Origin of the sequence: Pigmentiphaga sp. GD03639, from assembly GCF_029845405.1 — a bacterium.
Lineage (GTDB): Bacteria > Pseudomonadota > Gammaproteobacteria > Burkholderiales > Burkholderiaceae_B > Pigmentiphaga > Pigmentiphaga daeguensis.
Genome location: NZ_JAOCLR010000042.1, coordinates 1 through 15,317, shown reverse-complemented (window position 1 = coordinate 15,317; position 15,317 = coordinate 1). Strand labels below are relative to the sequence as shown.

14 protein-coding genes are annotated in these 15,317 nt (G+C 69.5%); 6 read left to right on the top strand and 8 right to left on the bottom strand.

The genetic code is table 11. The features are described 5' to 3' along the window. Positions 1-10: 10 nt before the first annotated feature. Both murU and N5K27_RS26565 read right to left on the bottom strand, forming a co-directional pair. Positions 11-688, bottom strand: a complete 678-nt coding sequence (murU, locus tag N5K27_RS26570; RefSeq protein WP_279820484.1) for an N-acetylmuramate alpha-1-phosphate uridylyltransferase MurU — start codon at positions 686-688, stop codon at positions 11-13. Next, positions 688-1,767: a phosphotransferase gene (locus N5K27_RS26565; RefSeq protein ID WP_279820482.1), complete on the bottom strand. Its 1,080-nt coding sequence runs from the start codon at positions 1,765-1,767 to the stop codon at positions 688-690. The genes murU and N5K27_RS26565 overlap by 1 nt, the downstream gene beginning before the upstream one ends. Positions 1,768-1,932: 165 nt before the next feature. On the opposite strand from N5K27_RS26565, the gene N5K27_RS26560 reads away from it, so the two are divergent. The 4 genes from N5K27_RS26560 to rsmA all read left to right on the top strand — a co-directional run bounded on the left by N5K27_RS26560 (position 1,933) and on the right by rsmA (position 7,620). Continuing rightward, complete coding sequence (locus tag N5K27_RS26560) at positions 1,933-4,209, top strand: LPS-assembly protein LptD (RefSeq protein ID WP_279820480.1); 2,277 nt, start codon at positions 1,933-1,935, stop codon at positions 4,207-4,209. A 23-nt stretch (positions 4,210-4,232) separates the two neighbouring features. Then, the gene (locus tag N5K27_RS26555; protein ID WP_165963183.1) at positions 4,233-5,696 is read left to right on the top strand and encodes a peptidylprolyl isomerase; all 1,464 of its coding nucleotides are present in this window, start codon (positions 4,233-4,235) and stop codon (positions 5,694-5,696) included. 149 nt (positions 5,697-5,845) lie between these two features. Further along, positions 5,846-6,844: a 4-hydroxythreonine-4-phosphate dehydrogenase PdxA gene (pdxA, locus tag N5K27_RS26550; RefSeq protein ID WP_132979926.1), complete on the top strand. Its 999-nt coding sequence runs from the start codon at positions 5,846-5,848 to the stop codon at positions 6,842-6,844. Then, a complete protein-coding gene (gene rsmA / locus N5K27_RS26545) occupies positions 6,841-7,620 on the top strand; it encodes a 16S rRNA (adenine(1518)-N(6)/adenine(1519)-N(6))-dimethyltransferase RsmA (RefSeq protein WP_087837699.1) in 780 nt (259 codons plus the stop codon). Before pdxA ends, rsmA begins: the two co-directional genes overlap by 4 nt. A gap of 28 nt (positions 7,621-7,648) precedes the next feature. Here the strand turns inward: rsmA and N5K27_RS26540 are convergent, their stop codons facing one another. Together N5K27_RS26540 and N5K27_RS26535 are read right to left on the bottom strand one after the other, a co-directional pair. Continuing rightward, the gene (locus tag N5K27_RS26540) at positions 7,649-8,617 is read right to left on the bottom strand and encodes a tripartite tricarboxylate transporter substrate binding protein (RefSeq protein WP_087837698.1); all 969 of its coding nucleotides are present in this window, start codon (positions 8,615-8,617) and stop codon (positions 7,649-7,651) included. Positions 8,618-8,671: 54 nt separating this feature from the next. Then, complete coding sequence (locus tag N5K27_RS26535; protein ID WP_140416835.1) at positions 8,672-9,532, bottom strand: polysaccharide deacetylase family protein; 861 nt, start codon at positions 9,530-9,532, stop codon at positions 8,672-8,674. A 131-nt stretch (positions 9,533-9,663) separates the two neighbouring features. On the opposite strand from N5K27_RS26535, the gene N5K27_RS26530 reads away from it, so the two are divergent. Next, complete coding sequence (locus N5K27_RS26530; RefSeq protein WP_087837696.1) at positions 9,664-10,602, top strand: LysR family transcriptional regulator; 939 nt, start codon at positions 9,664-9,666, stop codon at positions 10,600-10,602. Here N5K27_RS26530 and N5K27_RS26525 read toward each other — a convergent pair. Together N5K27_RS26525 and N5K27_RS26520 are read right to left on the bottom strand one after the other, a co-directional pair. Next, complete coding sequence (locus tag N5K27_RS26525; protein WP_279820474.1) at positions 10,584-11,813, bottom strand: spore maturation protein; 1,230 nt, start codon at positions 11,811-11,813, stop codon at positions 10,584-10,586. The two genes, N5K27_RS26530 and N5K27_RS26525, sit on opposite strands and share 19 nt — an antisense overlap. An 82-nt stretch (positions 11,814-11,895) precedes the next feature. Then, entirely contained in the window at positions 11,896-12,933 is a 1,038-nt protein-coding gene (locus N5K27_RS26520; protein ID WP_279820472.1) for an AraC family transcriptional regulator, read from the bottom strand. Positions 12,934-12,964: 31 nt separating this feature from the next. Here N5K27_RS26520 and N5K27_RS26515 point away from each other — a divergent pair, with 31 nt between their 5' ends. Further along, the gene (locus tag N5K27_RS26515; protein ID WP_279820470.1) at positions 12,965-14,134 is read left to right on the top strand and encodes an FAD-dependent oxidoreductase; all 1,170 of its coding nucleotides are present in this window, start codon (positions 12,965-12,967) and stop codon (positions 14,132-14,134) included. A 22-nt stretch (positions 14,135-14,156) separates the two neighbouring features. On the opposite strand, the gene gloA is transcribed toward N5K27_RS26515, so the two are convergent. Together gloA and N5K27_RS26505 are read right to left on the bottom strand one after the other, a co-directional pair. Further along, on the bottom strand, positions 14,157-14,552 hold the full coding sequence (gene gloA, locus N5K27_RS26510) for a lactoylglutathione lyase (RefSeq protein WP_279820467.1): 396 nt from the start codon (positions 14,550-14,552) through the stop codon (positions 14,157-14,159). A 54-nt stretch (positions 14,553-14,606) separates the two neighbouring features. After that, the coding region (locus N5K27_RS26505) for a SprT family zinc-dependent metalloprotease (protein WP_279820464.1) at positions 14,607-15,317 on the bottom strand (711 nt) is incomplete at its 5' end.

Genomic DNA, 15,317 nt, shown 5'->3' with positions numbered 1-15,317 from the left:
TGACCAGGGTTTATTGTAGGCTGGCATCGAGGTCGGCCAGGCGCTGCGGCGTGCCCACGTCGGTCCAGCGCCCCCGGTGGTGCATGCCGCCGACCTGGCCGCGGGCCATGGCGGCGCGCAGCAGGGGCGCCAGCCTGGCCGGCTCGCCCGCCGGCAGGCCGGCGAACAAGGCCGGCTGGTAGACGCCGATGCCGGCGAAGGTCAGCCGCGGATCGCCGTCCCGGACCAGGCCGCAGGATGCCAGGTGGAAATCGCCGGTGGGATGGTGGGCGGGATTGTCGACCAGTACCAGCCAGGCCAGGCGGTCCTGCCGCGACAGGTCGCCGGCGGCGGCCTGTGCCAGGGCGGGATCCCAATCGGTCCAGATGTCGCCGTTGATCACCAGGAAGGGCTCGTCGCCCAGCAGGGGCAGGGCCTGGCGGATGCCGCCGGCCGTTTCTAGCGCGGTGGCCTCGGACGAATGGCGCACGCGCACGCCCCAGCGCGAGCCGTCGCCCAGCGCTTCCTCGATGCGCGCGCCCAGCCAGGCATGATTGACGACGATGTCGCGCAGTCCCGCGCGCGCCAGCCGTTCGATGTGCCAGACGATCAAGGGCTTGCCGCCGGCCGGCAGCAGCGGCTTGGGGGTGGTGTCGGTCAGCGGCCGCATGCGTTCGCCGCGTCCGGCCGCCAGGATCATGGCACGCATCAGAACGTGTACCCGGTGTCGGGAGTCCGCCCGTCCAGCTTGTCCAGCAGCTTCATCAGCGGCTTGAAGGCCAGGTAGCGGCCGGCGACCTGCCGCACGTAGGTGTTCACGCGCGGCATGTGGTCCAGGTAGCCGAGCTTGCCGTCGCGGTGGGCCAGGCGGGAGAAGACGCCCAGGATGCGCAGGTTGCGCTGCAGCCCCATCCATTCGTAGGCCCGATGGAAATCGGCGAAGTCGGCCGCCACCGGCAGGCCGGCCTTGCGCGCCATTTCCCAGTACCGGATGCCCCAGTCGAGCTGCTGCGGCTCGTCCCAGGTGGTGCGGGCGTCGGTCAGCACCGAGGCGAGGTCGTAGGTGATGGGGCCCACGACCGCGTCCTGGAAGTCGATGACGCCGGGATTGGGGCCGTAGTCGGGGCCGCCCGCCGGCAGGTCGGTCAGCATCAGGTTGGGCGAGTGGTAGTCGCGGTGCACCAGCACGAAGGGCTGGGCCAGATTGGCATCGATCAGCGTCTGGAACACGGCGTCGAGCGCGGTCCGGTCGGCCGCGTCCAGGGGCAGGCCGCGGTAGCGCGCGGCGTACCAGTCGGGAAACAGCTCGAGTTCGGTTGCCAGGCGGGCCTTGTCATAGCGCACCAGGCCGGTGGTTGCGCTTTGTTGCAACTTCACCAGCGCCGCCAGCGCGTCCATGTAGATGCGGTGGGTATCGTGCGGGGTCGGTGTGCCGCGCAGGTAATCGACGTAGGTCGTGCGCCCCAGGTCGGACAGCAGCAGGAAGCCCTGGCCCAGGTCCTGCGCCAGCACGCGCGGCACGTGCACCCCGGCGTCGTGCAGCAGTCCGGCCACGTGCAGGAAGGGACGGCAGTCTTCCTTGTCGGGCGGGGCGTCCATCACGACCGCGGTGCCCGGGCCCATGGCGACCCGGAAATACCGCCGGAAGCTGGCGTCGCTGGAGGCGGGCTGGAGGCTGGACGGGTCGAGTTCGAGCTCGGGGGGAAGGCTGGACAGCCAGGCGGCGGCCTGGGCTCGCCGGGGGTCGGCGCCGGCCTGGCCGGCGGCTTGATCGGGGATGGCATTCATGCCTCCTATAATACCGACCGATATCGGTTCCCGGAACGAACCGGCCCCTTTTCGGCGGGGTCCGGCGCCCCCGGCGAAAGCCGGCGGGCCGCTATCTTTTTTTACCGCGCGCGGCCGCCGGCTCGCGTATTCTTCGACTTTCCGTTTTTTCATTCCTCGAGGCCCGTGCGATTGATCCGGTGGTTCAGCCTGTTTGCAGCATTTGCGGTAGCGCCGCTGGCCTATGCGCAAGACGGTCCGTCCGAGTCCCCGGCCGGTGCCGGGCCGGTATCCGGCCCCGGCCTGCGCCTGTCGCCGGGCCTGCGCGAACATACCTATGATCCCGACCAGTTGCCGGTGTTCATGCAGGCCGACACGCTCACGGCCGAGGACCAGGACAAGCTCAGGCTGGAAGGCAATGCGCAGGTGCGGCGCCAGGACATCATCCTGAAGGGCGACGCCATCGAGTACGACCAGGTCGAGGACGAACTGGACGCGCTGGGCAACGTACGGCTGATCCGCGACGGCAACCTGCTGACCGGCCCCAGGCTCAAGCTCAACATGAGCAGCGGCACGGGCGAGATCGACAACGCCCGGTTCTTCTTCGGCCTCAATGGCGGCAGCGGTTCGGCCGAGCGCATCCGCATGCTGGGGCAGAACCGGGTCCGCGCCGACAGGGTGCGCTATTCGGGATGCGCGTGCGAGACGCCTGACTGGGAGCTTCGCGCCCGGCGGGCCGACTTCGACTATGACGCCGGCACCGGGGTGGGCTACGGCGGGGTGCTCTATTTCAAGAACGTCCCCATCCTGGCTTCGCCCATTATTTCCTTCCCGCTGAACAACGAGCGCAAGTCGGGCTTCCTGTCGCCCACGTTCGGCCTGACCAGCAAGAGCGGTCCGGAATTCTCGATTCCGTACTACTTCAACATCGCGCCCAACCGCGACGCCACGTTGACGCCCAAGTTCATGACCCGCCGCGGGCTGCAGCTGTCGGGCGAGTTCCGCTACCTGGAGCCTTCGTTCAGCGGGGTGACGCGGCTGAGCTACCTGCCCGACGACCGGGTCGCGCAGCGCGACCGCTATCTGTTCAGTTCGCAGCACCGGCAGCAACTGACGCCCAACCTGGGTTTCAACTGGAACGTCTCCAAGGCCTCGGACGACGCCTATTTCCGCGACCTGTCCGTGCTGGGCACGGGCCTGGCCTCGACCGCGACGCTGGAGCGCTCGTTCTCGCTGAACTGGCAGCAGGGATACTGGGAAGCCTATGGCCGCGTGATCAGCTACCAGACCTTGCAGGATCCGCTGGCGCCCATCGTGCCGCCGTACGGCCGCGAGCCGCAACTGCACCTGACCGGCCAGCGCTACGACTGGAACGGTTTCGACGTGCGCATGGACGCCGACGCCACGCGCTTTCGCAGCAATACGCTGGTGAACGGTTCGCGCGCCTATGCGTATCCGTCGGTGTCGTACCCCATCATCCGGCCGGGCGGTTTCTTCATTCCCAAGATCGGCATCCATTCCACCCGCTACAACACCGATTCCTACCAGGGCGCGGCGTCCTACACCGCGAACCGGACGGTGCCCATCATGTCGCTGGACACCGGGCTGATCTTCGAGCGCGACAGCACGCTGCTCGGCAAGGAAGCCCGCCAGACCCTGGAGCCGCGCCTGTACTACCTGCGGGTGCCGTACCGCAACCAGTCGAACCTGCCCATCTACGACACGGCGCTGGCCGACTTCAACTTCGCCCAGATCTTCTCCGAGAACCTTTACTCGGGCTGGGACCGGATCGCCGAGGCCAACCAGCTGACCGCGGCGCTGACCACGCGCTGGCTCGATCCCAAGACCGGCGTGGAGCGCGCGCGCATCATGGGCGCCCAGCGGCTGTACTTCAGCGACCAGCGGGTCACGCTGCCGGGCGAGGAGCCCAGTTCCGACGGCCGTTCCGATTTCCTGGTGTCGGTCTATGGCGCGCTGACGTCCACGCTCAGCGGCGAGACGACGGTGCAATACAATCCCAAGATCGAGCGGGTGACCCGGTCCACGATCGGCGCGCGATGGAGCCCGCAACGCCTCAGCACGATATCGCTGGCCTACCGCTACAAGCGGGAGACGATCAGCGTGCCGGGGCAGGAGTTGATCGACATCGCCTTCCAGTGGCCGCTCGCGCCCCGCTGGTTCGGCATCGGGCGCATCAACTATTCGCTGCTCGAGAACCGGATCGCCGAGGCGGTGGCCGGCATCGAATACAACGGCGGGTGCTGCTGGGCTTTCCGCCTGGTCGGCCAGCGCTACGCGGTGGCCAAGGACAACGCCACGACCGCGATGTTCTTCCAACTCGAGCTGACCGGATTCGGCGGCATCGGGGCGAGCCCGATGACGACGCTGCGCCGGAGCATCCCGGGTTATCAGGTAATCAACCCGCCGCCTGAGAAAGGGACGGTGTTCGAAAGGTACGAATGATGGTTTCCAAGGTATTGCCCAGAATGACGAAAGCGGCCCACGGCGTCGCCCTTTGCTGCCTGGCCGCTTTGGCGGGCGGTTCGGCGGTGGCCCAGGGGCTGCGCATGCCCGGCGACCTCGGCGGCTCGCCGGGCGGCAACGGTCCCACCCTGCTCGGACCTCAATCCGCGCCGCCCGCCAGCCAGGCTCCCGCGGCCCCGGCGGCTCCCGCCGCGCAGGCGCCGCGCAGCACGAACGGTTCGCGCATCCAGATGGGCGACAACATCGTCGCGGTGGTCAACACCGACGTCATCACCCGCCGCGAACTCGATGCCCGCGTGCACGCCGCCCAGGCCACGCTGGCGCGCCAGCAGATCGCGCCGCCGGACGCGGCCACGCTCGAGCGGCAGGTCCTCGAACGCATGGTCGTCGAGAAGACCCAGTTGCAGGAAGCGGCGCAGACCGGCATCCGCATCGACGACCTGCAACTGGACCGCGCCATCAGCCGCATCGCCCAGCAGAACAACGTGTCCGTGTCGCAGATGCGCGACCAGATCGAACGCGACGGGCTGCCGTTCTCGGTCTATCGCGAAGACCTGCGGCAGGAGATCACGCTGCTGCGCTTGCGCGAACGGGCGGTGGACAGCCAGATCCAGATCTCGGAACCCGAGATCGATGCCTATCTGTCCGAGCAGCACGAAGCCGCGCCTTCCGACCTGACGCTGGCGCAGATCCTGGTGCGCGTGCCCGAGGGCAGCTCGTCGGACATGGTGGCGCGCCTGCGCCGCAAGGCGGAGACCCTGCTCCAGCAGGCGCGCGGCGGCGCCGACTTCGCCCAGTTGGCGGCGTCGTCCTCGGATGGCGAAGAGGCCCTGCGCGGCGGCGATCTCGGTTCCCGTCCCGCCGACCGCTGGCCGTCGATGTTCGTCGACGCGGTGGCGCAATTGAGCCCCGGCGGCATCAGCGAGATCATCCAGAGCGGCAACGGCTTCCACATCATCAAGCTGGTCGACCGCAAGTCGTCCGGCGGCGGCACGGGCGGCGCGATGCCGGTGCGGCAGACCCATGCCCGCCACATCCTGATCCGGCCCACCGAGGTGCTGACCGCCGAGCAGGCGCGCGAGCGGCTGGTGAACATCCGCCAGCGCATCGTGCAGGGTGGGGCGAACTTCGCCGACATGGCCCGCCAGTATTCCAACGATTCGTCGGCGCCACAGGGCGGCGACCTGGGCTGGCTGTCGCCCCAGGAAACCGTGCCGGAGTTCGAGCGCGCCATGGACGCGCTGCAGCCCGGCCAGGTGAGCGAGCCCGTGCAGTCGCCGTTCGGCTGGCACCTGATCCAGGTCGTCGAGCGCCGCACGCAGGACGTCGGCCGCGAACGGCAGCGGGCCGAGGCGCGCCAGACGCTGTTCCAGCGCAAGCTGGACCAGGCGTACGAAGACTGGGCGCGGCAGTTGCGGGACAAGGCCTATGTCGAAATGAGACTGAATCCCCCCCCTACGCCCTGACGGGCGCCCCCCAGGGGGCGGCACTGGCGGACCGGCGGAGCCGGATCCGCGGTGCCCTGGGGTACTACCCGGCGGGTGGGGGACGGCGTCTTGGGCGCCGTTTTTTGTTTTTTTGTGATGGCCGGTCGTTGGGCTGGCGGATGAGTGAGATGAGTGCGATGCGCAGGCTGGTCTTGACGACCGGCGAACCGGCGGGGATCGGGCCTGAGTTGTCGGTCGCGGCCGCGGCGTGGTTCGCGGGCGAGCGCGGGGCGGGGCGGGTGCCGGCGGACGTGGAGCTGGTGCTGGTGGGCGATCGCGATCTGCTCGCGCAGCGCGGCGGGCGGGATGCCGCGGCGTTGGCGGGGGTGGCGGTGCATCATGTGCCGCTGCGCGTGCCCTCCGAGCCGGGCAGGCTGGCGGTGGCCAATGGGCGCTACGTGCTCGACACGCTGGATGCGGCCATCGCCATGGTGGCCGATGGCCGGGCGCAGGCCATCGTTACCGCGCCGGTCCACAAGGGCGTGATCAACGATGCCGGCGTGGCCTTCTCGGGGCATACCGAATATCTGCAGGAGCGGGCGGGCGTCGACAAGGTCGTCATGATGCTGGCCGGCGGCGGCCTGCGGGTGGCGCTGGCGACTACGCACCTGCCGCTGCGGGCGGTGCCCGATGCGGTCACCGCGCAGACGCTGGACCAGGTCCTGCGCATCCTGGACGCCGACCTGCGCCGGCGCTTCGGGCTGGCGAACCCGCGCATCGCCGTGTGCGGCCTGAATCCGCACGCCGGCGAAGGCGGCCACCTGGGGCGTGAAGAAATCGAGGTCATCGAACCTGCCATCGCGCGGGCCCGCGCCGCGGGTATCGACGCGCGCGGGCCGCTGCCCGCCGATACGCTGTTCGTGCCCGCGCACGTCGCGCAGTTCGACGCGGCCCTGGCCATGTTCCATGACCAGGGCCTGCCCGTGCTCAAGCACGCGAGTTTCGGGCACGGCGTCAACATCACCCTGGGCCTGCCCTATGTGCGGACCTCGGTGGACCACGGCACCGCGCTGGACCTGGCGGGAACGGGCAAGGCCGATCCCGGCAGTTTGCAGGAGGCCATCGTCACGGCCCTCCAGATGATACGAGCGGGTGCCCAGGCCGCCGGCTCCGGAGCTTCCGCATGAAACATCAGGCGCGCAAGCGCTTCGGCCAGCACTTCCTGGTCGACGAAAGCATCACCGATTCCATCGTCCGCGCGGTGAACCCGCGCCGGTCCGACAACGTGGTCGAGATCGGTCCCGGCCTGTCGGCGCTGACCCGGCCGCTGCTGGACAGGCTCGATTGCCTGAAGGTCGTCGAGATCGACCGCGACCTGGCGGCGCGGCTGCGGGGGCAGTATCCGCCCGAGCGCCTGCAGGTGACCGAGGCCGACGTGCTGACGGTGGATTTCGCGCCGTTCGGCCAGGCGCTGCGCGTGGTGGGCAACCTGCCCTACAACATTTCCAGCCCGCTGCTGTTTCACCTGATGGCCTATGCCGACCAGGTGCGCGACCAGCATTTCATGCTGCAGCGGGAAGTCATCGACCGCATGGTGGCCCGGCCGGGCGATGCCGACTACGGGCGCCTGTCGGTCATGCTGCAGTCGCGCTACGACATGGAGAAGCTGTTCGACGTGCCGCCCGAGGCCTTCGATCCGCCGCCACGCGTGGTCTCGGCCGTCGTGCGCATGATCCCGCTGCCGGCCGACCGGCCGCGCGCGCGCAGCGAGGAAGCCCTGTCGGCCACCGTGGCCCGCGCGTTCGCCCAGCGCCGCAAGATGCTGCGGCGGGGGCTGGGCGACTGGGCGGGGCTGGTGCCCTGGGAACGACTGGGGATACCGGAAACCGCGCGCGCCGAGGCGTTGTCGGTGGCGCAGTTCATCGCGCTGGCCGACGTGCTGCACGAGGCCGGCGTGGTCTGATCGCGCCGCCATCCGGCGGCGCGGCGCGCTACTCGGGCTGGATGCCCGCCTTGGCGACGATGCCCCGGTAGGTGTCCACGCTGCTGGCCAGCAGCGACGCGAATGTCGCCGGCGAAGGATGCGCCTCGACCTCGAAGCCCGCGGTCTCCAGGCGTTCCTGCAGGTCCGGCGAGGCCAGGGCGTCTTCGATGCCGCCGCGCAGTTTCTCGACCACGGCGGGCGGCATGCCCGCCGGGCCGAGCAGTCCCACCCAGGTGTCCGGCACGGCGAAGCCCGCCAGGCCCGCCTGGGCCAGCGTGGGGACCTCGGGCGCGGCCTTGGCGCGCTCGGCCTGCAGCACCCCCAGCAGACGCAGCTTGCCCGCCTTCACGTGCGGCAGGACGTTGGAAAGGACCAGGATGCCCACGGGCACCTGTCCTCCCACCACGTCGTTGAGCGCCGGCGCGCCACCCTTGTAGGGCACGTGGATCATGTCTATGCCGGTCGAGGCCTTGAGCAGTTCGCCGCCCAGTTGCTGGGATGAACCGACGCCCGATGTCCCATACGAGAGCTTGCCCGGGCGCGCCTTGGCATAGGCCAGGAATTCCTTCAGGTCCTTCACGGGCAGCGCGGCGTTGACCACCATGGCCTGCGGCGCCGTGCCTATCATCGCCACCGGCGTGAAGTCCTTGACCGGATCGTAGGGGACGTTGCGCGAGAAGAATGGCAGCGTGTTGTGGGGCGGCCCGAGCTGCATCAGCAGCGTGTAGCCGTCCGGGGCGGCCCGCGCCACCAGTTCGGAGCCGATCATGCTGTTGGCGCCGGCGCGGTTGTCGACGATGAAGGTCTGCCCCAGCGCCTCGCCCAGCTTGTGGGCCACGGCCCGGGCCACGGTGTCGGCGGCGCCGCCCACCGCGAAAGGCACGACCACCCGGACCGGGCGGTCGGGATAGGTGCCGGCCAGGGCCGGCAGGGGCATCAGGCACAGGGCGGCCAGCGCCCGCCTCATCGGGTTCATGGTGTCTCCTTGATGTTCGTGGTCGCGGCCGCGCGAGAGGCGGCCGTCGCCGTGTCAGGCCGCGGGCGGGAAGCGCACGGAATAAGGAATGAATCCGATGCGGTTTTCGTTGACCCAGCGGGCCAGCTCATCGTGCCGGGGGAACCAGACGCCGGGATGGGCGGCGATGTAGCCCAGCACCTCGTCCAGCATCGCGCTGATCAGCGGCCGCCCGCCGAAGTGGCCATGCACGGTGATGTTGATGAACGCGTTGGGTTCCTTGCGATACAGGAAATCGAAGGTGTCCCGGTAGCACTGGAAGAAGTCGCGCGGGGCGGCGCGCAGCACGCGGTTGTCGGCGAAATCGCTGTGCGGGATGGCGACCATGCCGCCGTGCCGGGTCTGGATCTGGCAGGGCAGGTCCAGGTAGTTGTAGTCGCCATGCCAGAGCATGCCTTCCTCGGCCAGCAGGTCCGCCGTCCGTTCGGTGGTCGCGATGGTCGAGCTCAGCCATCCTTGGGGCCGCACCCCGGCGGTGCGATGCAGGATGTCCAGGCTCTTGCGGATCAGGGCGCGTTCCTCCGCTTCGTCCAGGCCGGGCAGCACCTCGTCCTGCGCGTAATTGTGGCCCGCCAGCTCGAAGCCCTGGCCGACGATGGCGTGGATGACCTCGGGAAACAGTTCGGCCACCCGCGCGTTGACGCAGAACGTGGCGGGCAGCCCGCGGTCGCGCGCCAGCCGCATCAGCCGGTAGGCGCCGGCCCGCGCGCCATATTCCGACCAGGTGATGCCGGCCAGGTCCTTCGCGCCCGGCTTGGGGGGACTCGTCATGGGCGAGTAGGGCGGGGCCTTGCCCTCGGACCAGCTTTCGACCAGGAAGGTCAGCGCCACGACGATGCGCGCGCCGCCCGGCCACATGGATGCGGGAGTGGACATGAAGTCTCCGGTTGACGTTGCCCACGGTCTTGCCGTGGCGATGCCGCCCACTATCCGTGCTTCCCGGGCTTTTAACAATTTTAATTTTTTTAATTAAAATTAAGACTTACTGGAAAACCGGCCACGTCCCCATGCCCGAGGCGTTCAAGATCCCCCAGCTTCGTCAGTTCGTCATCGCCGCCACGCGGCAAAGCCTGCGGGCCGCGGCCGAGGAAACCCACCGCACCCAGGCCGCGGTCACGCTGGCCATGCAGAACCTCGAGGCCCAGGTAGGCGGCAGCCTGTTCGAGCACGGGCACCAGGCCCGCCTTACGCCCCTGGGCGAGTCCGTGCTGCCGCTGCTGCGGGAGCTGGTGGCGCTGCACGACCGCGTGCAGAACGAGGTCGGCCTGCTGGCGTCGGGCGAGCAGGGGTCGATCGCCCTGGCCGTCATGCCGTCGCTGGCGGAGGAATGGCTGCCCCGGGTGCTGCGGCGGTTCGCCGCGGATCATCCCGGCGTCAGCCTGAAAATCGCCGACGTGTCCTCGCCGCAGGTCGGCCCCATGGTGGCCAGCGGCGAGGCCCAGCTCGGCATCGCCGGAGTGGGCGCGGACCTCGCGGGCCTGCGCTGCATACCCGTGGCCCAGGACACGTTCGGCGTCGTCTGCCGCCGCGACCATCCCATCGCCGGGCGCGGGAGACCGGTGCCCTGGCGGATCCTGGAAGGCGAACCCATCATCGAGAACACCACTTTCCATGCGCTGCGCGGGCATCGCGTGGCGGCGCTGCTCCAACGGCCCCACCTGGTCATCAAGAACCGGACGTCGCTGATCGCCGCCGTGAAGGCGGGCCTGGGAATTACCGTGCTGCCGACGCTGGCGCGGCCGGCGGTCGAGCACGACCTGGCGTTCGTGCCGTTGGCGGCGCCGCGCATCGAGCGCCGTGTCGGCGTGCTGCATGGCGAGGGCCGGTCGTTGTCGCCGGCGGCGGCGCACATGCTGGCGCTCATGCTCGATTCGCTGCGGGCCTTCGCGCAGGCCAAGGGCGCGCGGCCGATCGCCGCGCCGGCGGGTCAGCCGAAGAACCAGTAGCACACGCCTATGGCGGCCAGCACGCCGGCCAGGTCGGCCAGCAGCGCGCAGCCCACGGCATGCCGCGTGCGCTGGATGCCGACCGCGCCGAAGTACACGGCCACCACGTAGAAAGTGGTTTCGGTGCTGCCCTGTATGGTGGCCGACAGCAGCGCGGGGAAGCTGTCCACGCCGTGGTTCTGCATGGTCTCTATCATCAGCGCGCGGGCCGCGCTGCCGGAGAAAGGCTTGACCAGCGCGGTGGGCAGGGCGTCCACGAAACGGGTGTCGAAACCCAGCCACTGGATGGCCAGGCGCAGCCCGTCCAGCGCGAAGTCGAGCGCGCCCGAGGCCCGCAGCACGCCGATCGCGCACAGCATGGCGACCAGATAGGGCAGCAACCCCTTGGCCACGTCGAAGCCGTCCTTGGCGCCCTCGATGAAGCTTTCGTAGACGGGAACCTTGCGGATCGCGGCCACGACCAGGAAGAACAGGATCAGCGCGAACAGCGTCAGGTTGCCCAGCAGCGAGGACAGCGCGCCCAGCGCCGCCACCGAAAGCGTGGACAGGAAGGCCATGAAGCCGCCCAGCAGCAGCGCGGTGCCGCCCACCCAGGCCAGCACCACGGGATCCCAGACCCGCAGGCGCTGCACCGCGGCTACGCACAGGAAGCCGGCCAGCGTCGAGGCGCTGGTCGCCAGCAGGATGGGCAGGAACACCAGGGTGGGGTCGGCCGCGCCCTGCTGCGCGCGGTACATGAAGATGGTGACCGGCAGCAGCGTCAGCGACGAGGCGTTGAGGACCAGGAACAGGATCTGCGCGTTGCTGGCCGTGGTGCCGCTGGGGTTGAGCGTCTGCAGCGACTTCATCGCCCGCAGGCCGATGGGCGTGGCGGCGTTGTCCAGGCCCAGCACGTTGGCGGCGAAGTTCAGCGTGATCAGGCCGATGGCGGGATGGCCGCGCGGTACGTCGGGCATGAGCCGCGCGAACAGCGGTCCCAGGATCCGCGCCAGCGCGTCGACCAGCCCGGCCTGTTCGGCGATCTTCAGGAAACCCAGCCACAGCGCGATGGTGCCGAACAGCAGCACCATGACTTCCACCGAGAGCTTGGCCATCGCGAACAGCGAGGCGACCATGGCCTGGAAGACCGTCGGATCGTGGGCGATGCCCCAGCGCGCCAGGGCGGCGGCTGCCGCGGCGATGAAAAATCCCAGCCAGAGTTTGTTCAGCATGCGCGACAGGAGTAGAGGACAAGGCGCCGGCCCGGGAGGCGCGGCAAATCCCGCTGATTGTAGCGATTCGTCCGGCTGCCGGTCAGCGGCGGCGGGCGTAGGCCGCGGGCGTCATGCCGTTCCAGCGCCGGAAAGCGCGCGCGAACGCCTTGTCCGATTCGTAGCCCACGGCGGCGGCGATGTCGTCCAGGGTCAGGGCGGGATCCTTGAGTTTCTCGGCGGCGACGGCCATGCGGTACGAGGCCAGGTACTGCATGGGCGTCATGCCCACCAGGTGCCGGAAGCGTTCGCTGAACACCGTGCGCGAGAGATGGCAGGCCGAGGCCAGCGTGGCCACGGTCCAGGGGCGCCCGGGATGGTCATGGATGGCCAGCATGGCGCGCGCGATGCCCTGGTCCGCCATGCCGCGCAGCATGCCGGCGCCCCGTTCGGCCGAGGCTCGCAGGTGTTCCCCCAGGATGTGCGCCAGCAACAGGTCGGCCATGCGGGCCGTCGCCAGCTGCCATCCCGGGGGCTGCAGCAGCGATTGGTCGACCAGCGACTCCATCGTCTGCGCCAGCGCGGCGGTCATCGGCGCCTCGCTCCGGCGGATCACGATCAGCCGGGGCAGGGTATCGACCAGCGTGCCCACGCCGCTCTCCGGCATCCACAGGTGGAGCGAGAACATGCCCGTGACCGCGCCGTCGCCGCCGTGCGAGAACACGATGGGCCGTTCGCCGTGGGCGCCGATCTGGTGCGCCGCGATCAGCGGCTGGAACGGACGCGCGGGCAGCCCGGGAGTGGACGAGATGGTATGCGTGTCGCCGTGGGGCAGCATCAGGATGTCGCCGGCCTCGATCCTTTGCGGTTCGTCCTGGCCGACGGCGATCCAGTAGGGAGTCCCGGTCGCCATCCTGATCAGCGCGCCTTCGACGCCATCCGATCGCAAGGCCCAGGGCGCGGACAGCGCGAAACGGGCCGTCACCGCGCGATCGGATCGCCAGTGGGCGAGCAGGCGGCTCAGAAGGTCTCCGGAAGCGTGCATGCGGAATCGGAAGTCGGGACGCGCCGCGTGGCGGATTTCCGGACGCTTGGTGCCCGGATCCGGCGTCTCGAGGGTTGAGGCGGGAGCCGGCGGCATCGACACTCATGGAATCGACACGGAGATTATCATGCCTCGAATCGACCACGCCCTGATCGTCGGCGCCGGCATCGCCGGTTGCTCGGCGGCGATCGCGCTCGCGCAGCAAGGCACGCGGGTGACCCTGGTGGAAAAGCAGCAGGCCTGGCAGTTCCAGAGTTCCGGGCTGTTCATCTACAGCAATGGCCTGCGGGCGTTGCGGGAAATCGGCGTGCTTGCGCAGATCCTGCAGGCGGGTTTTGCCGTGCCGGGCGGGCGCAACCGCTATTTCGGCCCGGACGGCTCGTTCATCGTCGAGACGGTCTATCCCTCGCCGGAGGGACTGCCTGCCATCCTCGGCATCAAGCGTGCCGAGCTCCATCGCATCCTGGCCGGCCGCATCCAGGAGCTGGGCATCGCGCTCAAGCTCGGCACGACGCTGGCCAGCCTGTCGTCCGCCCAGGACGACGGTCCGGTGCGCGTGGTCCTGTCCGACGGCACGCGAGCCGCCTGCGACCTGGTCATCGGCGCCGACGGCATTCGATCCCAGGTACGGGCCGAGGCATTCCCGGAGCTGGCGCCGACCTATTCGGGCTTTGGCGTCTGGCGCAGCGTGCACGATCGTCCGCGGGAGCTCGACGCCAAGATCATGATGATGGGCACGGGCAAGCGCCTGGGCATCATGCCCATCAGCGACGAGAAGCTCTATCTGTTCGGCGTCATGCTCGAACCCCGGGACTGCTGGTACGAGCGCGCGGCGTGGCCGGCACTGATGCGCGAGCGCTTCGCCGAGTTCGGGGGGCCGGCGGCGCCCTTCCTGGATCAGCTGGGCGAGGGGGCCGAGGTGCTGTACACCGGCGTGGAGGAGGTGATCGCGCCCTTGCCCTGGCACCGCGGGCGGGTGCTGCTGATCGGCGATGCCGCGCATGCCTCGACGCCCTTCATGGGGCAGGGCGGTGCGATGGCGCTCGAGGATGCGGTGGTGCTGGCCGAGTCGCTGGAGGCGGAAGGGACGCTGGACCAGGCCTTGCTGGCGTTCGGCCGCCGCCGCCATCCCATGTGCCGGCTGGTGCAGGAGGTCTCGCGGCAGGTGGGACAGGCGGGCGCGCTGGAGGACGCCGAAGGCTGCGCGCGCCGCGACGAGGCACTGCGACGGGAAGGGCAGGCGAAGGTGGACGGCTTTTTCGCCGAACTGGAGCGCCTGCGCACGGCGGGCCGATAGCGGCGCGCCGCGCGGCCGCGCGTCAGTCCTTGTGGGTGTTGGTCTGGATGAACTCGATCTTGTAGCCGTCCGGGTCCTCGACGAAGGCGATGACCGTGGAGCCGTGCTTCATGGGGCCGGCCTCGCGCGTGACCTTGCCGCCCAGTTCGCGCACCCGGTCACAGGCGGCATAGGCATCGTCGACCGCCACGGCGATGTGGCCGTAGCCGGTGCCCAGGTCGTACTTGTCCACGCCCCAGTTGTGCGTGAGTTCGATCACCGCGCCGTCCTTCTCGTCCTGGTAGCCGACGAAGGCCAGCGTGAACTTGCCGTCGGGATAGTCCTTGCTGCGCAGCAGGCGCATGCCCAGGACCTTGGTGTAGAAGTCGATCGAACGTTGCATGTCGCCGACCCGGAGCATGGTGTGGAGTAGTCGCATGGATGACCTCGCTAATCGTGGGAAGGGGAATCCGGCCCCTTAGTGTAAACAGGCTTAGTCGAACCGCGGCAGGCTGCCTGGATCGTGGCGCCGCAGGGCGTCGCGGGCGTTCTCGAAACCGGGCATCAGCTGGCCGACCTCGGCCCAGAAGCCCGGGCCATGGTTCATCTCGCGCAGGTGCGCCAGCTCGTGCGCGATGACGTAGTCGATGATGTCGACCGGGAAATGGATCAGGCGCCAGTTCAGCAGGATGCTGCCCTCGCTGGTGCACGATCCCCAGCGCGTGGCGGCCGACGACAGGCGCCAGCGGCTGATGGAAAGCCCGGTGCGGGCCAGGAAGTCGCGCAGGCGGACGTCGAACAGGACGCGGGCACGGCCTTGCAGCCAGGCCTGGACGGTATCGCGGATGCGGGCCGCCGTCGCGTCGGGCGGCAGGCCCAGCCAAAGCACGTCGCCATCGGTCGGCGCGTCGAGGTCGGCCGTAGCCAGCCCGGTGTCGCGTTGCGCGTCCAGGCGCATGACGATGCGGCGGCCCAGGTAGGGCAGGTCGCCTCCTTCTTCCCAGCGCGTCTGGTTCAGCGCGAGCCGTTCCCGGCGCTGCTGCCACTCGTGCAGCTTGGACAGGATCCAGCGCGCCTTCTCGCGGACCGCGCCGTCGATCTCTGCCAGGCCGACCCAGCGTGGCGCCGTCACGCGCAGGCCGTCGTCGCCGATCAGGAAACCTATGGTGCGGCGGCGCGAGCGTTGCAGGACGAATCGTATCCG